Genomic DNA, 15,905 nt, shown 5'->3' on the forward strand with positions numbered 1-15,905 from the left:
TTGACTCCTCGGCGCGGCACCGCCTGTCGAAGGGCGGAGCGAACGGGCTGTCTTCCCGGCCCCAAGGCGCGGCGGGGAAGACTTCAGGCGTTCTCCACCCTATTGCCTCGGACGCCCTGCCTGGTCACCGTGCGGGTGCCCTGCGGAACGTTTCGCACGGCGGGCTCGGTCACCCCTGGCGGTCACCCGGTGTCGGGGAAGTCCCGGCCGGTGTCGGGGTCCGACCTCGGGTGGTCCGCGTCCTGACGGGGCTGCGGCAGGACCGGCTGGAGGACGAGCATCCGCTCGACGAGGCGCAGGAACATCGCCACGTCACGTATGAGGTCGTCGGCGTCCCGGCGACTGGCCGCGCCCTGGATGCCGGCCTCGGCCCGGGCGCGGCGCCGGGCCCCGGAGGCGAACAGCGCGCTCCACTCGGTGAGTTCGGGCGCGATCTCGGGGAGCACTTCCCAAGCGCTCCGGATGCGGGCCCGGCGCCTAGGTGTGAGCTCCGGGCGGCCTCGCGCGGCGAGGACCGCGGCGGCCGTGCGCAGGGCGGCGAGGTGGGCCGTGGCGTAGCGCTCGTTGGGCGTCTCGAGGACCCCCGCCTCGTCCAGTCCGGCGCGGGCCTGGGCGAGCAGGTCGAGGGCGGCGGGCGGGGCGGCGGCCCGGCGGAGCACCGGGTGCACGTCGCTGGCCGGTCCGGTCAGTGAGGGGGCAGGGCCGGTGGCGCGGCGCCGACGGGCGGCTGCTGCGTGGTAACTGGCCATGACGAACCTCCTGTCGTCTGCGTGACGGCATGCCCACATACGGGATGTCGTATGTGCCCATCGTGGGGTATGGCACTGACAATCCGTTCCGACCTGGGCTTTTGCCTCGATCGAAGGTTCGGAGTAGTTTTTGCACTGACCAGTCAGTTCAATTGCAGTTCACATCCAGGGATGGGGGAAACCGTGCCCGGAATCGGTGTCACGGCCCGCGGCATCGGGCTCAGGGGCCCGCGCGGCTGGGCCTTCCGCGACGTCACGTTCGACGCGGAGCCCGGCTCGCTGGTCGCGATCGAGGGCTCGTCCGGGTCCGGTCGCACCTGCCTGCTGCTGGCGCTCACGGGCCGGATGAGGCTCACCGAGGGAGTGGCCACGATCGGCGACTGCAAACTGCCCAAACACCTGGCGGCCGTACGCCGCGTCGGCGCGGTGGCCAACGTCGCCGGGGTGACCGACCTCGACCCGGCCCTGACCGTCGGCGAGCACCTGCGTGAACGGGCCTTGCTGCAGCGCCGGTTCGGCGACTCGCTGCGGGAGCTGCTGCGCCCGCGCGCCGAATGCCTGCTGGAGGCGCGGCTGCGGATCGACGCCGCCCTCGCCGCCGCCGGGCTGGACACGGAAACCCTGCCCAAGGGCTCGCGTACCGCCGTACGCGACCTGGAGCGGCTGGAGGCGCTGCGGCTGTCCGTCGCCCTGGCGCTCATCGGCAGCCCGCGGCTGCTCGGCGTCGACGACACCGACCTCAAGCTCTCGGACGCCGAACAGGCCGAGGTCTGGGCGCTGCTGCGGTCCGTCGCCGCGGCCGGGACCACGGTGCTGGCCGTCTGCAGCCAGGCCCCGCAGGACATCACGACCGTGAGCACGTCGGGGAAGGAGAAGGCCGATGCGCTCGCCGAGACTGGCCGCTCTTGAGCTGCGGCGCTTCGGCAGGGGGAAACTGCCGCGCGCCGCGCTCGTCGCCCTGCTGGTGCTGCCGCTGCTCTACGGCGCCCTGTACCTGTGGTCGTTCTGGGACCCCTACGGCAAGCTCGACCGCATCCCGGTGGCGCTCGTCAACGACGACAAGGGGGCCACCGCCGACGGGAAGCGGATCACGGCGGGCGACGACCTCACCAAGGGGCTGCGCGACAGCGAGGTCTTCGACTGGCACGAGGTGAGCGACGCGCAGGCACGCGCGGGCGTGGAGAACGGCACCTACTACCTGTCGCTGACCATGCCGGCCGACTTCAGCAGGCAAATCGCCTCCAGCGCGGGCGACTCCCCCGAGACGGGCGCGCTCCGGGTGCGCACCAACGACGCCAACAACTACATCGTCGGACAGATCTCCAAGACGGTCTTCAACGAGGTGCGCACGGCCGCGTCCACGAAGGCCTCGCGTTCCTTCCTGGACCGGATCTTCATCTCCTTCTCCGACATCCACGGGGCGACCGTGAAGGCCGCGAAGGGCGCCGACCAGCTCAACGGGGGCATAGGGAAGGCGAAGAAGGGCTCCAAGGACCTCGCCGACGGGCTGAAGGACGCCGAGAGCGGCAGCGGAAAGCTGGTCAAGGGGCTGACGAAGCTCCACAAGGGCGCCGGCGACCTCGCGGACGGCTCGCAGCAGGTCGCGGCCGGCACGCAGACGCTCGCGGACAAGGTGAACGCGGTCGACAAGAAGGTGGGCCCGTTCCTGAAGGACAACGAGCAGACCATCGGGGACACCGCCCGGCTGGTCGCCCACTCCGCCAAGGCCATCCGCGACAACCTCGACGTCCTCGTGCGCACGGCCCCGGCCGCCGCCAAGGGCGCCCACACCGCCTCCGACGCGCTCGACGCCGTCTACCGGGCGCGCTGCGAGGACCCCGTCCTGCCGGATCCGGCCTGCTCGGACCTGAAGAAGGCCAAGGTCGCCGCCGCCGACGTGGCGAAGATCGCCGACGACCTGAACACGCTGATCGGCGACCAGGACGGCGACCTGAAGAAGCTCGACGCCGACCTCGCCACCCTCCAGACGCAGGCCCAGGCGCTCGCCGACCGCGCTCCGCACCTGTCGCAGGACCTCACCGACGCCGTATCAAAGATCAACAAGCTGAACGAGGGCGCCGGGAAGGTGGCAGCGGGCGCGAAGAAGCTGCACCGGGGGCTGGGCACGGCGGGCTCCGGCGCCTCCGCCCTGGACAAGGGCATCGGCCGGCTCGAGACCGGTGCCCAGACCCTCAACGGCGGCATGTACAAGCTCGCCGACGGTTCCGGGAAGCTCGCGGGCGGCCTGCACGACGGCGCCGGCAAGATCCCCGACTACGACAAGAAGGACCGCGACCGGCGCACCGAGGTCATGGCCGATCCGGTCGGCCTGGTCTCCAGGGACCTGCACAAGGCGCCCAACTACGGCACCGGGTTCGCCCCGTACTTCATCCCGCTCTCGCTGTGGGTGGGCGCGATGGTGGCGTACATGCTGATCCCTCCGATGAACCGGCGCGCGCTCGCCACGGGCGCCCCGGCCTGGCGGATAGCGCTGGCCGGCTGGCTGCCGGTGGTGGCCGTCGGTGTGCTGCAGACGGTGGCCCTGATGTCCGTCCTGCACTGGGCGATCGGGCTGGAGATGGCACGGGCGGCCGGCACGGTGGGCTTCCTGTTCCTGGTGACGGCGTGCTTCGCGGCGATCGTGCAGTGGCTGAACGCGCGCTTCGGGGCGGCGGGCCGGATCCTCGTACTGGCCCTGCTGATGCTGCAGTTGACGTCCGCGGGCGGCACCTATCCGGTGCAGACCAGCCCCTGGTTCTTCAACGCGATCCACCCCTTCCTGCCGATGAGCTACATCGTGGAGGCCCTCCGCAGGCTCATCACGGGCGGCGGCCTGGTGCCCGTCTGGCACGCGTGCGTGGTGCTCGTCGCCTTCACGGCCGGCTCCCTCGCGCTGACGGCGCTGTCGGCGCGCCGCCGGCAGGTGTGGACGCTGGACCGGCTGCACCCGGAGCTGACCCTGTGATCCCGAAGAAGGCCCTGCACACGCGCGTACCTGTGACAATCGGGGCCATGGAAAGCAGCAGTCCCACGACGGGCGGCAGCACGCGCCGCGAGGCCACCCGGCAAAAGCTCTACGAGGCGGCCGTCACGCTCATCGCCGAGCAGGGGTTCTCCGCCACCACCGTGGACGAGATCGCGGAACGGGCGGGGGTCGCCAAAGGCACCGTCTACTACAACTTCGCGAGCAAGTCCGTCCTCTTCGAAGAACTGCTGCGGCACGGCGTCGGACTGCTGACCGCCTCCCTGCGCGAGGCGGCCGAGCAGACGGCACGGGACGGCGGCAGCAAGGTCGACGCCCTGGACGCGATGATCCGGGCGGGCCTGGTCTTCATCGAGCGCTATCCGGCCTTCACCCAGCTCTACGTGGCCGAGCTGTGGCGCACCAACCGGGCCTGGCAGTCCACGCTGATGGTGGTGCGCCAGCAGGCGGTGGCCGTCGTGGAGGACGTGCTCCGGGACGGCGTGGAGGGCGGCGAGTTCAGCGACGAGATCGATGTGCCGCTGACCGCGTCCGCGCTGGTCGGCATGGTCCTGGTGGCCGCCCTGGACTGGCAGTCCTTCCAGCCCGAGCGCTCCCTGGACGACGTCCACGCCGCGCTGTCCCGGCTGCTGCAGGGCCGCGTCAGCGGACGCGCCCGGGACTGATCACGACGGAAAGCGCCGGTCCGTTGTGGCCGCGTCCCCCGCGGGCCACCTCGAACCGGCGCTTCCCCGTACTCCCCCGTGTCCCCCTTGGGACCCCCGTTGCGGTCGTTCCCCCGGGTTCCCCCGTGCCTCGCTCCCGCCGACCTCGGCCGGCGGAAGGAGCGGATCGCGGGCCGCTCCGTTCCGGCGCCCCGTGTCGCCGGTGCCGGAGCCGCGCCCCTTTCCGTGTCTCCACCTTCTCGTTCGCGCGGGTCGGCCCCCATCCGCGCGCGTACTCATCTCGCCCACTAGGTACGGATACTCAGCTCTGCGTGCTCATCCCCAGGACGCCGCGTCGCTCACTGGTTACGATCGCGTCCGTGTCCGTACTCCCTCTCGTCTTCACCAGCGGCTGGGCCAGCGGCATCAACGCCTACGCCGTGGTGCTGCTGCTCGGCGTGTTCGGTGCCACCGGGGTGAGCGACGACGTCCCCGAGGCGCTCCAGCGGCCCGAGGTCCTCGTCGCGGCGGGCGCGCTGTTCCTGTGCGAGGCCGTCGCCGACAAGATCCCCTACGTCGACTCGGTGTGGGACTCGGTGCACACCGTGGTCCGGCCGGTCGCGGGCGCCTGGGTCGGTGCGCTGCTCGCCGGACAGAGCGGTTCACTGAACGACGTGGTCGCGGGCCTGATCGGCGGCTCCACCGCTCTGGCCAGCCACACCGTCAAGGCCGGGACGCGGATGGCGGTCAACACCTCGCCGGAACCGTTCAGCAACATCGTCCTCAGCGTCGCCGAGGACCTCGGGGTCGCCGGGATCGTGACGTTCGCGATGTTCCATCCGCTCGCTGCGGCGTCGATCGCGGGCGCGCTGCTGCTGACCGGGCTGGTGGTGCTGGTCTTCCTGGTCTCCCGGATCCGGCGGTTCCTACGGCGCAGGGCCCAGCGGCGGGAGGAACGGCGGCTCGCCGCCGAGCCGGGACCACCTCCCGTTCCGTGACTGTCGGTGGCGGTCGATAAGGTCGCGGGCATGGGACGGATTGCGGTGATCGGCGCCGGGACGGGCGCGATGGCGGCCGCCGCCCGGCTGGCCGTCGCGGGCCACCGGGTGACGGTGTACGAGCGTACGGAGACGTACGGCGGCGCGGTGCGCCGGTTCGAGCGCGAGGGCTTCGCCTTCGACACCGGCCCCGGGCTGCTGACCCTGCCCGCCGTCTGGCGCGATCTGTTCGTCAAGACCGGCAAGGAGCCGCTGGAGGACCGCGTCGAGCTGGTCCAGGTCGACCCGTCCTCGCGGCACGTCTTCGCGGACGGCACGCGCGTGTCCCTGCCGAACGCCTCGCGCGCGGGCGTCGTCGCCGCCCTGGACGAGGCGCTCGGGGCGGCCGCGGGCGAGCGCTGGGGCGACTTCCTGGTGCGGGCCCGGGAGGCCTGGGACCGCACCCGGCGGCCGCTGCTGGAGGAGCCGCTGTGGCCCAACTGGTCGGTGCTGGCCGAACGCGAGCCCTATCCGGCGCTGGCGCACAAACGGCTGCTGCGCACCCGGCGGGCGAGCACCCTCGCCGAGGTCGGCGCCTGGGAGCTGCGGGACCCCCGGCTCGCGGCGCTGCTGGAGAGCCACGCCCTCGCGTACGGCCTGGACCCGCGCGTCACGCCGGCGAGCGCGGCCGTCCTGCCCTACATGGAGCACGCCTTCGGCGTCTGGTCCGTGCGGGGCGGCATGCGGGAGTTGGCGCGCGCCGTGTACGAGCGGTGCGTGGCGCGCAGGGTCGAGTTCCGCTTCGGCGCCGAGGTGACGGGCGTGCTGGAGAAGGACGGCCGGGCGACCGGGGTGGAACTCGCGGACGGCACGGTCGCGGAGGCGGACTTCGTGGTCGCCGGTGTCGCGCCCGGGACGCTGAGCCGTTGTGTACGGGGTTCGGCCGTCCGGGGCGAAGGCGAGGTCCCCCCGCGGCACGGGCTGCCGAGCCGTGTCACGGTGCTGCTGGCCCTGCGCGGCGGCCGCCCGGAGGGGACGGCCCACCGGACCGTGGTGCACGCGCCCGACCGGGAGGCCGAGCTGGACGCCCTGTTCGGCACACCGTCCGGGGTGACGAGCCGCCCCACGCTCACCGTCCTGCGCCCCGACGACCCGCGGCTGGTCCCGGACGCCGACCACGAGGCGATCACGCTCACCTCGGTCGTCCCGGCCCGAAGCGGGGGAAGCCGCGAGGACTACGCGGACCTGGCCGAGAAGCTGATCGCCGTGGCCGAGCGGGCCGTACCGGATCTGCGTGAGCGCCTGCTGTGGCACGAGGTGCGCACCCCGGCCGACATCGCCGAGGCGACCGGCGCCGAGGGAGGTGCGGTCCCGCCGCCGGCGCTCGCCGCGGGCGAGGGAGCCCTGCTGCACCCGGCGAACACCACCGCGCTTCCCGGCCTGTTCACGGTCGGCGGCTGGTCGCACCCCGGCGGCGGCCTTCCGCACGCGGGCATGTCGGGCGCGCTGGTGGCCGGTCTGATCGTGGAGGGACCCGGGTTCCGGGGTTCGCAGTGAGCGTCCGGCGCTGAGGAGCTGTCAGAAGCGGTACTGCTGCTCGTCGTACCCGGCGCCGCCCTGCTGCTGGCCGTTGCCCTGGTACGGGTACTGCTGCTCCGGCGGGAGTTCGCCGCCGTAGGTCTCGTCGGTGCGCTGCTGCGGGACCCAGACCCCGCCGGACGGCGTCTCGCCGTACCCGCCGGTGCCGTACTGCTCCTGACCGTAGCCCTGCTGGCCGTACTGGTCGTAGCTCGCGTCGTAGCCGCCGCCGTAGGTCTGGGTGCCGATGTACGGGTCGGAGTAGGCGGCGTACTGCTGCTGGCCGGTGGTGTCGTAGCCGTACTGCTGCTGGCCGTAGCCGGAGTAGTCGTACCCGTAGGTCTGGTCGGCGCCCTGGGCGGCCGTGGCGTACTGGTCCTGGGCCTGGGCGGCGTTGGCGTACGACGGGTCGGCGGCTGCGTACGAGGCGTCGCTGTATATGCCGTACGAGCCGGTGTCGTCGGGCAGGGGCTGCGGCTCGTAGACCGCGGTGCTCTCGGCGGCCGTGGGGCGAGCGGAGGTGAAGACGTCGTCGCGGTCGTAGTCGTCGTCCGCGCCGTAGGAGGCGCCGTCCTGCGTGTAGGCGGCGCGCTCCGGGCCGTAGTCCGTGTCGGCCTCCGGCTCCAGCTCGGACACCTCCAGGGTCGGGTCCCGGCGCTCCGCCTTGCCGCGGCGGCCCTTGAGGCCGGCGCCGAGGCCGTCGCCCTCGGGGCGCTTGACCGCCCAGCCCGCCGAGAAGCCGCGGCGGAACGACAGGGTGACGTAGGTCTGGCCGACCGCGAACGCCGCGGCGCCCAGGCCGATGACGATCACCGAGGGGATCAGGACACCGAGTACGACGCCGAGGAAGCCGGCGAAGGCGAGCAGCCGCCAGCGCAGCCGCGCCTTGTACTGCAGCAGCACCTCGCCCAGCAGCCACAGCGCGACGATGCCGAACGCGATGTAGAGGACCGTCCAGCCCATGTACGCCCCTCTCCCAGTCGCCGCTACGCAGTGTGTCGTATACCCGTGCGGCCGGTCTAGGCCTGCGGGGGGTGATGCAGGCCCAGGTTCTCGTAGATTTCCAGCGTCGCCGTGGAGTTGTTGAGCGTGATGAAGTGCAGTCCCGGCACTCCCTCGTCGAGGAGTCGCGCGCAGAACTCCGTGGCGAATTCGATCCCAATGGAGCGTACAGCGGCCGGATCGTCTTTTGCCGTGAGGATCCGCTCTTTCAGGGCGGAAGGGATGTGAGCGTTGCTGAGCTGCGGCAACCGCTGCAGCATCTTCACACTCGTGACCGGCATCACTTCGGGGATGACGGGCGTCTCGCAGCCCGCCGACGCCACGCGGTCGCGCAGCCGCAGGTACGACTCCGGCTGGAAGAACATCTGTGTGATGGCGTAGTCGGCGCCGGCCCGGCACTTGTCGACGAAGCGGGTGACGTCCGTGTCCCAGTCGGCGGAGCGCGGGTGCATCTCCGGGAAGGCCGCCACGCCGACGCAGAAGTCGCCCGACTCCTTGATGAGCTGGACGAGTTCGGCGGCGTAGGTCAGGCCCTGCGGGTGCGGCACCCAGTCGCCCATGGGGTCGCCGGGCGGGTCGCCGCGCACCGCGAGCATGTTGCGGATACCGGCGTCCGCGTACTGGCCGATGATGTTGCGCAGTTCGGCGATGGAGTGGTTGACGGCGGTGAGGTGGGCGACCGGTGTGAGGGTCGTGTCGACGACGATCTGCTGGGTCTCCCTGACCGTGCCCGCGCGGGTGGAGCCGCCCGCGCCGTAGGTCACCGAGACGAAGTCGGGGGCGACCGCCTCGACCCTCCTGAGCGCGCTCCACAGGTTCCGCTCGCCCTTGGGTGTCTTGGGCGCCGAGAACTCGAAGGAGTACGTCGTCTTGCCCGTCGCGAGCATGTCGCGCACCGTACGTGCGCGATCAGTCCTGGTGGATGCGGTTCCGAGGGCCATACTGGCAGGTTAACCAGGGGCGCCCGGTCCCCCAACCGAAGACCGGGTATTTGCCCGTTTTGTCGAGCTGTTGTCCACCCCTTGGACACCAGGGTCGGTCAGGGTCCGGTCAGGGCTGCCGCAGCCGCTTCGCGAACTCCGCGGCGGCCGCGCCGGGGTCGTCCGCCTCGGTGATGGCCCGGACGACCACGACCCGGCGGGCTCCGGCCTCGATCACCTCGTCGAGGTTGCCGAGGTCGATGCCGCCGATGGCGAACCACGGGCGGTCGGTGCCCAGGGCGGCGGTGTGCCGGACCAGGTCGAGGCCCGGGGCGTGGCGGCCGGGCTTGGTGGGGGTCGGCCAGCAGGGGCCGGTGCAGAAGTAGTCGACGCCCTCCTGGACGGCGGCCGCCTCGGCCTCCGCCTCCGCGTGCGTGGAGCGGCCGATGAGCACGTCCTCGCCGAGGATCGCGCGGGCCGCGGGAACCGGGAGGTCGCCCTGGCCCAGATGGAGGACGTCGGCGGCGGCCGCGTGGGCGACGTCCGCGCGGTCGTTGACCGCCAGCAGCCTGCCGTGGCGGGCGCAGGCCTGGGCGAGGACCTCCAGGTGCTCCAGTTCCTCGGCCGCCTCCATGCCCTTGTCGCGCAGTTGCACGATGTCGACCCCGCCCGCCAGCACGGCGTCCAGGAACTCGGGCAGGTCGCCCTGGGTCCTGCGGGCGTCCGTGCAGAGGTAGAGCCGGGCGTCGGAGAGCCGGGCGCGGGCGTCGGCGCCGGACGTGACGGGCATGCGGGTGTCCCCCGGGGGTGGATGGCGTGCGGGCCGTGGCCGGTGGTGCGGCAGGCCGCGGTGTCCCGCGGCCGTGGCACCACCGGCCACGGCCCGCACTCCGGACGGTGTTCGGGTCGTTCTGGCTGGTTCAGACGGCGAGCGCCTGGGCCCGGCGCTTCACCTCCGTGCCGCGATTCTCGCTCAGGGCCTGCGCGGGGGTGCCGGGCAGGCTGTCGTCGGGGGTGAAGAGCCACTCGAGCATCTCTTCGTCGGTGAAGCCGTCGTCCCGCAGGAGCGTCAGGGTGCCGGTCAGGCCCTTGACGACCTTGTCCCCGTCGATGAAGGCGGCGGGAACGTGCAGCGCGCGGTTCTCCCCACGGCGTACGGCGATGAGCTGGCCCTCCTTGACCAGCTGCCGCACCCGCGTCACCTCCACGTCGAGCATTTCGGCGATGTCGGGCAGGGTGAGCCAGGCGGGGACGAGAGCATCGATCTTTGCGTCAATCTCGGTCACGGAATCAAGCCTGCCATCCGGGACCGACAGTCGGAAGTCGGGCCCGCCCGACAAGTGGCGTACGGACTACGCCGTGGCCGCCTTCAGGGGCTTCGCCGGGTCCGCCAGCAGCCCGGCGTCCATCGGGGTGGCCGCCTCGATCAGCCGCCGCCCCTGGGCCAGGTCGCGCGGCCTGCCGACCGCGAGCAGCGCCACCAGGCGGTCCTCGCGCAGCCAGCAGACGGACCAGGCCGGACCGGAGGGGTCGCCCCGCCACACGGTCGTGTCGGCGGACGCGTGATGCCCGGCGTACTGCACGAACCGGCCGAACTGCTCCGACCAGAAGTACGGGACCGGGTCGTAGACCGCCGGGGGCTCGCCGGTGGCCTCGCCGACGATGTTCGCGGCGACCGTGCGCGGACCCTGGAGGGCGTTGTCCCAGTGGTGGACGAGCAGCCGGTCGCCGTACCGGGCCGAGGGGAAGGAGGCGCAGTCGCCGACGGCGTAGACGTCCGGCACCGAGGTGCGCAGGCGGTCGTCGGCCAGGACCTCGCGGTGCGGGCCGAGCTCGACGCCGGAGCCGGCGAGCCAGCCGGTGGCGGGGCGGGCGCCGATGCCGACCACGACGGCGCCCGCGGGCACGTGTGTGCCGTCGTCGAGGACGACCGCGCCGGGCTCGACGCGCGCCACGCGCGCGTGTGTGCGCAGCTCGACGCCGGCGTCGCCGTACCAGGCGGCCATGGGCTCGGCCACCTCGGCGGGCAGCGCGCCCGCGAGGGGCCGGTCCGCGGCCTCGACGACGGTCACGGCGCAGCCCGCCTCGCGCGCGGCCGTGGCGAACTCGGCGCCGATCCAGCCCGCGCCGACGACCACGATGTCGTGCTGCCGGGCGAGCACGGGCCGCAGTCGCTCGGCGTCGTCCAGGGTGCGCAGCAGGTGCACGCCGGGCACGCCCTCGGCGCCCGGCAGCATGACGGGTTCGGCTCCGGTGGCGAGGACCAGGACGTCGTACGGGACGGGCCCGGTCTCGGTGTCCAGCCGGTGCTCCTCGGGGCGCACGCCCAGCACCTCGCGCCCCAGCCGCAGTTCGATGCCGAGTGCCTCGAAGTCGACGTCGAAGGCGGAGCCCTCGGACTTGCCGAGCAGGACGGCCTTGGACAGCGGCGGCCGGTCGTACGGCTGGTGGGGCTCGGCGCCGATCAGCGTGACGGTGCCGGTGAAGCCCTGTTCGCGCAGTGCGACCGCGGTCTGCACACCGGCCATGCCGGCGCCGACCACGACCACCCGCCGCTGCGACTGCGTCGTCTGCTCGCTCACCTGATCACCATAGACACTGACTACTCGTCAGTCAGGGGTCGTGCTCCGTGAGCTGTTCCACACCGTCGGTGAGCGACGGCGGCGGCCGGAGGCTCCCTTACCGAGGCGTGAGGGGTCGGGCTAGGGTGGCCCCCGTACACGCACTCGCGGGAGCCCGGACGCACCGGGCTGAGAGGGAGGCTGGCGGCCTCCGACCGTACGAACCTGATCCGGGTCATGCCGGCGAAGGGAGGGGCTGGACGCCCATGTCGTCACGTACGTCAGACGTCCTCGTCATCGGGGGCGGGATCATCGGCCTGGTCACGGCCTGGCGGGCCGCGCAGCGCGGTCTCGCGACAGCCGTGGTCGATCCGGAGCCGGGCGGCGGCGCCGCCCAGGTGGCCGCCGGGATGCTGGCCGCCGTCACGGAGCTGCACTACGGCGAGCAGACCCTGCTGGGCCTCAACCTGGCCTCGGCCCGCCGCTACCCGGACTTCGCGGCCGAGCTCACCGAGACCACCGGTCACGACCTCGGCTACCGCCGGTGCGGCACGCTCGCCGTCGCGCTCGACGCCGACGACCGCGCCCATCTGCGCGAACTGCACGTTCTGCAGCGGCAGTCGGGCCTGGAGTCCGAGTGGTTGTCCGGGCGCGACTGCCGGCGCCTGGAGCCGATGCTCGCGCCGGGCGTGCGCGGGGGGCTCCGGGTCGACGGCGACCACCAGATCGATCCGCGGCGGCTGGCGCGGGCGCTGGTGGCCGCGTGCGAGCGGGCCGGCGTGGTCTTCCACCGGGTGTGGGCCGAGAGCTTCCGGGTCGTGCGGGACCGGGCCGCCGGCGTCGTCACGGCCGACGGCAGCGAGCTGTCCGCCGGGCAGGTGGTGCTGGCGGCCGGCAGCCTCAGCGGGCGGCTGCCGGGCGTGCCGGACGACGTGCTGCCGCCGGTACGGCCGGTGAAGGGGCAGGTGCTGAGGCTGACCGTGCCGAAGCGGTACGCGCCGTTCCTGAGCCGTACCGTGCGCGCGATGGTGCGCGGCAGCCATGTCTACCTGGTGCCCCGCGAGAACGGCGAGCTGGTCGTCGGCGCCACCAGCGAGGAGCTGGGCTGGGACACGACGGTCACCGCCGGCGGGGTGTACGAGCTGCTGCGCGACGCGCACGAGCTGGTCCCCGGGATCACCGAACTGCCGCTGACGGAGACGCGGGCGGGTCTGCGCCCGGGCTCCCCCGACAACGCGCCGCTGCTCGGCCCGACCGAGCTGCCCGGCCTCCTGCTGGCCACCGGCCACTACCGCAACGGCGTGCTGCTGACGCCGGTCACCGGCGACGCCATGGCGCATGTCCTGGCCACCGGTGAACTCCCCGAAGAGGCCCTCCCGTTCACCCCGAAGCGCTTCGCGCGCGTGGAGCAGCACGCATGAACGTCTCCGTCAACGGGGAGCGGCGCGAGTTCGCTCCCGGTACGGCCCTGGACGCCGTCGTACGCACTCTGACCCCGGCCCCCTCCGGGGTGGCCGCCGCCCTGAACGAGACCGTCGTCCCGCGCGCGCAGTGGCCGTCGACGCCCCTCTCCGAGGGGGACCGCGTCGAGGTCCTCACCGCCGTCCAAGGAGGCTGACCCATGGCCGACGACCCCTTTGTCCTCGGCGGTACGTCCTTCACGTCCCGCCTGATCATGGGCACCGGAGGTGCCCCCAGCCTGGAGGTCCTCGAGCGCGCGCTGGTGGCGTCCGGCACGGAGCTGACGACGGTCGCGATGCGGCGGGTGGACCCGTCGGTGCACGGCTCGGTTCTGTCGGTGCTGAACCGGCTGGGCATCCGCGTCCTGCCGAACACGGCCGGCTGTTTCACGGCGCAGGAGGCCGTGCTGACCGCCCGCCTGGCGCGCGAGGCGCTCGGCACCGACCTGGTCAAGCTCGAGGTGATCGCCGACGAGCGCACTCTCCTGCCCGACCCGATCGAACTGCTGGACGCCGCAGAGACGCTGGTCGACGACGGCTTCACCGTGCTGCCGTACACCAACGACGACCCGGTTCTCGCGCGTCGGCTGGAGGACGTCGGATGCGCGGCGATCATGCCGCTCGGCTCGCCCATCGGCTCCGGGCTCGGCATCCGCAATCCGCACAACTTCCAGCTGATTACCGAGCACGCGCGCGTGCCGGTGATCCTGGACGCGGGCGCCGGTACGGCGTCGGACGCGGCGCTCGCGATGGAGCTGGGGTGCGCGGGCGTGATGCTCGCCTCGGCGGTGACGCGGGCGCAGGAGCCGCAGCTGATGGCCGAGGCGATGCGGCACGCGGTGGAGGCGGGCCGGCTGGCGTTCCGGGCGGGGCGCATTCCGCGCCGGCACTTCGCGGAGGCGTCCTCGCCGCAGGAGGGGCGCGCGCGCCTCGATCCGGAGCGCCCCGCGTTCTGAACGCCTGTTCGATCAGATCCGGACGGCGGTGCGAGGTCCGTCACAGCTCGGCTGCAGTACCGCCCCGATCTCACCCGAACCCACGGCCCTGTCAGTCTCGGCTCGTACACTCACCTGCGTGGATACGACCCTTCAGGACCCTCTGGTCGGGCAGGTGCTCGACGGCCGCTATCGCGTGGACGCGCGGATCGCGGTCGGCGGGATGGCCACGGTCTACCGGGCCCTGGACACCCGCCTCGACCGTGTGCTCGCGCTGAAGGTGATGCACCCCTCGCTCGCGGCCGACGGCTCCTTCGTCGAGCGGTTCATCCGTGAGGCGAAGTCGGTCGCCCGCCTCGCCCACCCGAACGTGGTGCAGGTCTTCGACCAGGGCACCGACGGGTCGTACGTCTACCTCGCCATGGAGTACGTCGCCGGGTGCACCCTGCGCGATGTGCTGCGCGAGCGCGGGGCGCTGCAGCCGCGCGCCGCCCTGGACATCCTGGAACCGGTGCTCGCCGCGCTCGGCGCCGCGCACCGGGCCGGGTTCGTGCACCGGGACATGAAGCCGGAGAACGTCCTGATAGGGGACGACGGCCGGGTGAAGGTGGCGGACTTCGGGCTCGTGCGCTCCGTGGACACGGTCACCAACACCACCGGGACCGTGCTCGGCACCGTCTCCTACCTCGCGCCTGAGCAGATCGAGCTCGGCACGGCCGACCCCCGGGTCGACGTGTACGCGTGCGGTGTCGTCCTGTACGAGATGCTCACCGGCGACCGTCCGCACGAGGGGGACTCCCCCGCCACGGTCCTCTACAAGCACCTCCACGAGGACGTCCCGCCCCCGTCGGCGGTCGTCCCGGGGCTGCCGTACGAGCTGGACGAACTGGTCGCGTCGGCGACCGCCCGGACCCCCGACATCCGCCCGTACGACGCGGTGGCGCTGCTCGCACAGACGCGTCAGGTGCGTGCCGCGCTCGGCGAGGACCAGCTGGACGCGGTGCCGCCGCGGGCGGTCGCGGCGGAGCACCGGGACATCTCCGAGGACCGTACGAGCGTCATCCCGCGCGCGCTGACCACGCCCCGGCCGCTGCCGGTGAACGACGAGCCCGCGCTGCACCGTACCAGCCGGCTGGAGTCTCCCCCGCCGCTGCCGCCGCGCCCGCGCGACGGGCGCTCCCGGCGCGGGCCGCTGGCGATCGTCGTCGCGGTGCTGCTGATCCTCGGTGTCGGCACGGGCGTGTGGTACATCAACTCCGGCCAGTTCACCAAGGTCCCGCCCGTGCTGGCGAAGACCCGGACGCAGGCCGAGAAGCAGCTGAGCGACGCGGGGCTGGACCTGGGGTCGGTCAGGCACGCCTACAGCGACACGGTGGCCCGGGGCACGATCATCAGCTCCGACCCCGAGCCCGGCACCCGGGTCCGGGACAACGCCTCCGTGTCGATCACCCTCTCCGACGGCCCCGAGACCGTGAAGGTGCCCGACGTGCAGGGGGGGACCCTGGCCGAGGCCAGGGCGCAGCTGAAGAAGAGCGGGCTCGAGGCGGGCATGGTGACCCGGGAGTTCTCCGACAGCGTCGAGCGGGGCTCGGTGATCTCCACGGAACCGGGGACGGGCGTGCGGCGGCACGCGGGCTCGGCGGTCGCGCTGACCGTCAGCAAGGGCAGCCCGGTGGACGTCCCGGACGTCACCGGCGAGGATCTCGACTCCGCGAGGTCCGACCTGGAGGACGCCGGCCTCACGGTGAAGGTCGCCGCCGAGCGGATCAACTCCGACTTCGACAAGGGGCAGGTCGCCGCCCAGACCCCGCGGGGCGACGGCCAGGCCGCCGAGGGCGACACGGTGACGCTGACGCTGTCCAAAGGCCCGGTGATGGTCGAGGTGCCGGACGTCACCGGCGACAGCGTCGACGACGCGCACACGGCCCTGGAGGGCGCCGGATTCAAGGTCGACGAGGACCGCGGTCTGCTCGGTCTGTTCGGCGACACGGTCAAGGCGCAGTCCGTGAAGGGCGGCCGGACGGCGCCGAAGGGCTCGACGATCACCATCAAGATCCGGTGACGGAGGGCCGCCACGGGCATGACACCCTGAACGG

15 protein-coding genes and 1 riboswitch are annotated in these 15,905 nt (G+C 72.8%); of the genes, 9 read left to right on the top strand and 6 right to left on the bottom strand.

The features are described from left to right. Positions 1-182: 182 nt before the first annotated feature. The gene (locus FBY22_RS31640) at positions 183-749 is read right to left on the bottom strand and encodes an SAV_6107 family HEPN domain-containing protein (protein ID WP_142151397.1); all 567 of its coding nucleotides are present in this window, start codon (positions 747-749) and stop codon (positions 183-185) included. A 171-nt stretch (positions 750-920) separates the two neighbouring features. On the opposite strand from FBY22_RS31640, the gene FBY22_RS31645 reads away from it, so the two are divergent. The 5 genes from FBY22_RS31645 to FBY22_RS31665 all read left to right on the top strand — a co-directional run bounded on the left by FBY22_RS31645 (position 921) and on the right by FBY22_RS31665 (position 6,910). Next, a complete protein-coding gene (locus FBY22_RS31645; protein ID WP_142151398.1) occupies positions 921-1,658 on the top strand; it encodes an ATP-binding cassette domain-containing protein in 738 nt (245 codons plus the stop codon). Beyond that, positions 1,630-3,714, top strand: coding sequence for a YhgE/Pip domain-containing protein (locus tag FBY22_RS31650; protein WP_142151399.1), 2,085 nt, complete (start codon positions 1,630-1,632; stop codon positions 3,712-3,714). The genes FBY22_RS31645 and FBY22_RS31650 overlap by 29 nt, the downstream gene beginning before the upstream one ends. Before the next feature lie 47 nt (positions 3,715-3,761). Next, a complete protein-coding gene (locus tag FBY22_RS31655; RefSeq protein ID WP_142151400.1) occupies positions 3,762-4,397 on the top strand; it encodes a TetR/AcrR family transcriptional regulator in 636 nt (211 codons plus the stop codon). Positions 4,398-4,756: 359 nt separating this feature from the next. After that, entirely contained in the window at positions 4,757-5,374 is a 618-nt protein-coding gene (locus FBY22_RS31660) for a DUF4126 domain-containing protein (protein WP_142151401.1), read from the top strand. A gap of 30 nt (positions 5,375-5,404) precedes the next feature. After that, complete coding sequence (locus tag FBY22_RS31665) at positions 5,405-6,910, top strand: NAD(P)/FAD-dependent oxidoreductase (RefSeq protein ID WP_142151402.1); 1,506 nt, start codon at positions 5,405-5,407, stop codon at positions 6,908-6,910. A gap of 21 nt (positions 6,911-6,931) precedes the next feature. On the opposite strand, the gene FBY22_RS31670 is transcribed toward FBY22_RS31665, so the two are convergent. The 5 genes from FBY22_RS31670 to FBY22_RS31690 form a co-directional block, all read right to left on the bottom strand. Continuing rightward, positions 6,932-7,894, bottom strand: coding sequence for a hypothetical protein (locus FBY22_RS31670; protein ID WP_142151403.1), 963 nt, complete (start codon positions 7,892-7,894; stop codon positions 6,932-6,934). Between the two features lie 56 nt (positions 7,895-7,950). Next, positions 7,951-8,874: a methylenetetrahydrofolate reductase [NAD(P)H] gene (gene metF / locus FBY22_RS31675; RefSeq protein WP_142151404.1), complete on the bottom strand. Its 924-nt coding sequence runs from the start codon at positions 8,872-8,874 to the stop codon at positions 7,951-7,953. A 109-nt stretch (positions 8,875-8,983) separates the two neighbouring features. Further along, positions 8,984-9,643: a thiamine phosphate synthase gene (gene thiE, locus FBY22_RS31680; protein ID WP_142151405.1), complete on the bottom strand. Its 660-nt coding sequence runs from the start codon at positions 9,641-9,643 to the stop codon at positions 8,984-8,986. A 130-nt stretch (positions 9,644-9,773) separates the two neighbouring features. Continuing rightward, positions 9,774-10,139, bottom strand: coding sequence for an Rv2175c family DNA-binding protein (locus tag FBY22_RS31685; protein ID WP_142151406.1), 366 nt, complete (start codon positions 10,137-10,139; stop codon positions 9,774-9,776). Between the two features lie 66 nt (positions 10,140-10,205). Then, positions 10,206-11,435 carry an NAD(P)/FAD-dependent oxidoreductase gene (locus tag FBY22_RS31690; RefSeq protein ID WP_142151407.1) on the bottom strand — a complete coding sequence of 410 codons (1,230 nt, stop codon included), beginning with the start codon at positions 11,433-11,435 and terminating at the stop codon, positions 10,206-10,208. Between the two features lie 136 nt (positions 11,436-11,571). Further along, positions 11,572-11,683: riboswitch (TPP riboswitch) on the top strand. Here FBY22_RS31690 and thiO point away from each other — a divergent pair. From thiO to pknB, 4 genes are all read left to right on the top strand, one after another. Beyond that, positions 11,681-12,835, top strand: coding sequence for a glycine oxidase ThiO (gene thiO / locus FBY22_RS31695; protein ID WP_142151408.1), 1,155 nt, complete (start codon positions 11,681-11,683; stop codon positions 12,833-12,835). It overlaps the preceding riboswitch by 3 nt. Further along, the gene (gene thiS, locus FBY22_RS31700) at positions 12,832-13,032 is read left to right on the top strand and encodes a sulfur carrier protein ThiS (protein ID WP_142151409.1); all 201 of its coding nucleotides are present in this window, start codon (positions 12,832-12,834) and stop codon (positions 13,030-13,032) included. Before thiO ends, thiS begins: the two co-directional genes overlap by 4 nt. Positions 13,033-13,035: 3 nt before the next feature. Next, a complete protein-coding gene (locus FBY22_RS31705) occupies positions 13,036-13,830 on the top strand; it encodes a thiazole synthase (RefSeq protein ID WP_142151410.1) in 795 nt (264 codons plus the stop codon). A 118-nt stretch (positions 13,831-13,948) separates the two neighbouring features. After that, on the top strand, positions 13,949-15,871 hold the full coding sequence (pknB, locus tag FBY22_RS31710) for a Stk1 family PASTA domain-containing Ser/Thr kinase (protein ID WP_174267310.1): 1,923 nt from the start codon (positions 13,949-13,951) through the stop codon (positions 15,869-15,871). Positions 15,872-15,905: the final 34 nt, after the last annotated feature.

The organism is Streptomyces sp. SLBN-31 (genome assembly GCF_006715395.1).
In the GTDB taxonomy this organism is placed as follows: Bacteria; Actinomycetota; Actinomycetes; order Streptomycetales; family Streptomycetaceae; genus Streptomyces.